Here is a 4312-nt window from a genome sequence, read left to right on the forward strand (position 1 = left end):
GCATCATGGGTCTCGCAGGTCACGGGCGTGCCGTTCGTAGTTGATCTCGCCATTTCGCCGTAACAGGTCGTCCGGCGGACGGTTCCCGGATCGAACGCCGGAACGGCAGCGACCCGGGGTCGGTGCTCCAACACCGAGCCCGGGTCTTGATCTCCAACCCCTGCACAGACAGGAGTAAGAGACCCATGGACACGGTCCCAAACAATCGCAGGCCCGGCCGTACCGCGTCGCACTTCAGCGGCCTGTTGATGGCTGATCCGGCTGAGCCCGCGCGCGTCGAACTGCCCCCGCCGGACTCGGACCTGTTCATCCTGCGACCGGCGCTCATCCTGCCGGCCGGGGGTGCAGATCTGCGGGGACCTCGCCAGCAAGGACGCGGACGCGGCGACTTGCTGGTCATCCCTCGCGCTGGAAGCGACCTACGCCTTTCTCTGGCACAAGAAGCGCAACCGGAACGGAGCACACCCACGATGGGTGTCCGGCCGGCGGAGGCGATCAGCGGACCCGCTGCCCCTCCTCTGGCGCGTTGGGCCGGGGCCTGGGCGGAGCCCCGGGGAAACCTGTAGATATCGTTACCGGGCAAGTGCAACCGGTTATGAGACGAGGGAGACCATGTGCATCCGGTGACCGAATCGGCCGGTGAAACGGGGTCGCCGAGGCCGATACGGCATAAAGCCGGTCAAACGTACACGCGGGGACTGCGACGCGCCGACGCGCCAGCGCCGCGCGGCGGTCCCGCCGGGTTCCGTCCCAGGGCGCGGCGTTGCGAGGCGCCGTCCCCGTGGCGGCCGGAGGCCGCCTTGAAAGACGTATAGATAATTGGCACGAACCGGACGAGTCGGATTCTTGGTCAGCTAAGGTCGAACTCACCTCCGCGAGCCCCAGCGAGGAACGCCAGCCACTCAGCGCGCGTGAAAGTCAAGATTGCCCCGTCGGGGTCCTTGGAGTCTCGTATAGCGATGCCTTCGGACAGCGGGGCGATCTCGACACATTCACCGCCTGCGCCATTGCTGTAGCTGCTCTTGCGCCACTCCAGGCCGCTCCTGTCCAGGTGGTTAAGATCGGACTTACCGCCGGTACTCATGTCAGATCCTCCATCGCATGCTCGATCATCCTGACGGAGGTAGGGACGTCGAGAGAGATCGATCTTATTTGGTTGAGGTGTCTCTGATACTCCCGCACGTCTGTCGGGTCCTCAATGTAAAGACTGCTCCTTAGCTCCTCGATGTACACGACCTCGTGGTCACTTGCGTCGGGGAAGCCGAGGATCATGAAGGCGCTACCCATCGCCGGGTGAGCCCCGGCTGAGTACGGCAGGACCTGTACCGTGACGGTCGGGAGTCTGTTCGCTTCGATGAGATGGGCAAGCTGGGCGCTCATGGTTTCCGCTCCGCCAACAGGTCGGCGTAGAACGGCTTCGTCCAAGACGACCATGAGGTGCGGCGGGTCGGATTCGGTGAGCCGCTTCTGACGTTCCATGCGGAGCGCGACCTTCGCATCAAGGTCGTCTTCGGAAATCGTTGGTTGATGCACCCGGATGATCTCGCGAGCGTACTCGGCGGTCTGGAGTAGACCAGGCACAAGTTGATGATCATATTTACTGATGTATGCCGCGTCGGCTTCCAGGCCGATGTAGATCTCGAACCAGCGGGGCACCGCATCGCCGAAGGCATGCCACCATCCGGGCTGGCTGCTCTGGCGAGCCAGAGCAAATAATGCGTCCCGTTGCGCCTTGTCTGTGACGCCGTACCGGTCAAGGAGCGCTCGAAGATCTTTTGTGCGGACCGACACCCGTCCCAGCTCGATCCGACTGATCTTCGAGACCGAACATTCCAGGACTGCGGCGGCTTCTTCGGGGCGGACACCTGCGCTGTCGCGCAGGACGCGAAGCTCCGCACCAAGCCTGCGTCGTCGCACAGTCGGCCCTGACCTGGTCGTCATCTCGCCTCCGATCAAGGAACAGTGCGGTCTCAGTGTTCCAGATGAGAGCGTCAGCACTGCTATCGCCTCTCAGTCGCAACGGATCACTAGCATCGCCCAAGCACACTAAACGACAGATTCTTGGTCAAGTACCTTGCATCCAGAGTGCACATGCGCGACGCTGTCGCTGTGCGCAGTGCTGGTGACGCTCGACACCCACAGGGCAAAGGCTGAGACGTCGGACCCGTGAGCGGTCCTCCTGGTGGGACGGCGGAGTGTGTTGGGAGGCAATGTGGCTGAGTTAGATCCCCCGCATTCGATGATCGGATTCGGGGAGCGACCGGGGGTGACTGACGCCGGACTTGGGGTCGAGCCCGCGGCCGGCGTCTCATCGCGAGGTGATCGGCGTGAGGACTGATACACCCACCCGACACGATATTGATTCTTCCGCCCTGTACGCGGCAATCTTGTTTGGGGGTGGCGAGCGGGCGACCGTGGCAGAAGTAAAGATCTTTTTTGAGACCGCCGCGGCTGCCGACCAATACGCCGTGGGTCACGGATGGGATGACTACGCGGTCAGCACGGTCAAGTTTCATCTTCCGCCACGGGTATGCCGGGTGCGGTGGGTCGCATGAGTACCACCGAACTGCGGGCGTACCTCGCGCGTCTGATAAGCCATGACCGCGCATTTGACCGCGACCTTGTCGAGCCGTCCGGGATGACCTACGATGGGTTTCGGGACGCTGTTGATGCTGTTCTTGCCGTACGACCAAGACCATTGCTGATACAAGGACCGACCATTACGATTGGGGAGGAAAAAGCATTCACGGCGGGTCAGGAAGACATTATTGAGCGTGTTACCGCCGTGGTAGCCCGGAACATTACGGACGCTGAAGCAATAAAAATCGCCACTAGGCCGTTATCGGTGGGACTCGTTTCGAAGGCAGATCATTTTCTCGTTGCGGATGCCGATGGATTTGTCGTAGCAACGTTCCATCGGTCGCATTGGGTGAAGGCGGCAGATTGGGCATATTCTCGCGCAATGGAGCCGCTGACACCGCGACCGGTTACCATCCTTGACCTCGCGGTAGGTCGGAGTTGGGCCTTCACGGGTACCGAGTGCCTGTCCATGTCGTGGCGGCGTGCTGGCTCCCATTCATTGGGATCGTCCCCTGCCGTGTACTCGCATCTATCGATCACATGAGTGGTCAGTGGGTCGACCCTGGAACGGTACTTGACGACCCGGCGGCAATTGCTATCCGTCCTGTTCATGGTGGACGACCAATGCAGTGAAGCGGTGATGCACGACCGCTGCTGTCGAGCTCTGTGCGCCGTTCTTACGGTCGATCCCGAAAACGTGGAAACCTGGGGCGCACACGCTACATTCCGAGAAGCTGCGCTTTATCTCGGTGGACAGGTTGCCGCACTGAACGCGGTCATCGACGCGATCAGCGCGGCGCTAGGGCAAAATTCTTGCCAGTTAATAGATCTGCCTACATGACAGAATTGTGATCTACGGAAGGGGAGGAGGGGTCCCGTTCTGGCAAGGTCGCAGCGGTCAGATTTTGCTTCGAAGAGCTCACTAAAACCTCTTGATCTGACGTCGCAAATATGCCCCGATTTACAGGCAATACGTTGTAGAAAACTACTCAAGGAGAGGTGTAGCGGCTATGGGAAATAGCGATGATCTCATCATTGCGATTGAGCAACTTGCCGTCGTACATGATCGATACGATGCCGAATACTCCGACTCGACCGGCACATCAACGGGTGACGACGGAGAAAACGCCGATAAACTGAACCACCCAGAGTCATAGAGCGTTATTCAGAACCCCTTGATCGGACGAGTAGAACCGACGTCGACCCGTGCCGGTTCCGATCGTTGCCCGGGTTGACCCGAGTATTGCCAAACTCGACGCTGCGATGAGGATTAGAATGGATCACCGGCTAGTTCGCGGTGTTGAGAAGGCGCTCAGTTGGTCAGGACCAAATATGCTGGGATCGGATTTTACCCGAGGTGGCATGCTTGGTCCTGACCTGTGTACCCGTCTTCTCACCCCAACGAAATTGCTTGATCTCGTGATGAGACGAAGTCTTGCCTCACCGCAACTTCGTTGTTTTCGAGATGGGTCCGAGTTGCACCCCAATAATTACATCAGCGCGACTACGACTAAACGAGGACAGGGCATTCAGGTGCCGAGCATGCGTCGTCTAGGTCGACTTATTGAGTCAGGTTGCACTCTTGTTCTCGACTCTCTAGAAATGTTTGACCCTACTATGGAAGTTGCATGTCGGGCTTTGCAGTGGTGGTCTCGCGAACTGGTCCAGGTAAACGCCTATCTGACGACCCATGAAGCAGCCGGCTTCAACTTACATTGGGACGATCATGATG

Annotated in this window: 3 protein-coding genes and 1 pseudogene; 2 read left to right on the top strand and 2 right to left on the bottom strand. The window is 59.6% G+C overall.

Annotated features, from left to right (window positions below; all coding sequences use genetic code 11):
- Window positions 1-850 precede the first annotated feature (850 nt).
- A complete protein-coding gene (locus tag MJ785_RS12210; RefSeq protein ID WP_239346586.1) occupies window positions 851-1084 on the bottom strand; it encodes a DUF397 domain-containing protein in 234 nt (77 codons plus the stop codon).
- Window positions 1081-1941 (bottom strand): helix-turn-helix transcriptional regulator, encoded by an 861-nt coding sequence (locus MJ785_RS12215; protein ID WP_239346587.1) that lies wholly within the window; start codon window positions 1939-1941, stop codon window positions 1081-1083. The genes MJ785_RS12210 and MJ785_RS12215 overlap by 4 nt, the downstream gene beginning before the upstream one ends.
- 386 nt (window positions 1942-2327) lie before the next feature.
- Here MJ785_RS12215 and MJ785_RS12220 point away from each other — a divergent pair, with 386 nt between their 5' ends.
- Window positions 2328-2555 (top strand): hypothetical protein, encoded by a 228-nt coding sequence (locus MJ785_RS12220; RefSeq protein ID WP_239380912.1) that lies wholly within the window; start codon window positions 2328-2330, stop codon window positions 2553-2555.
- Window positions 2556-3855: 1300 nt separating this feature from the next.
- Window positions 3856-4312 (top strand): annotated as a pseudogene (locus MJ785_RS22285) (cupin); the annotation flags it as partial.

It is taken from the genome of Protofrankia sp. CiT1, from assembly GCF_917627335.1.
GTDB lineage: Bacteria > Actinomycetota > Actinomycetes > Frankiales > Frankiaceae > Protofrankia.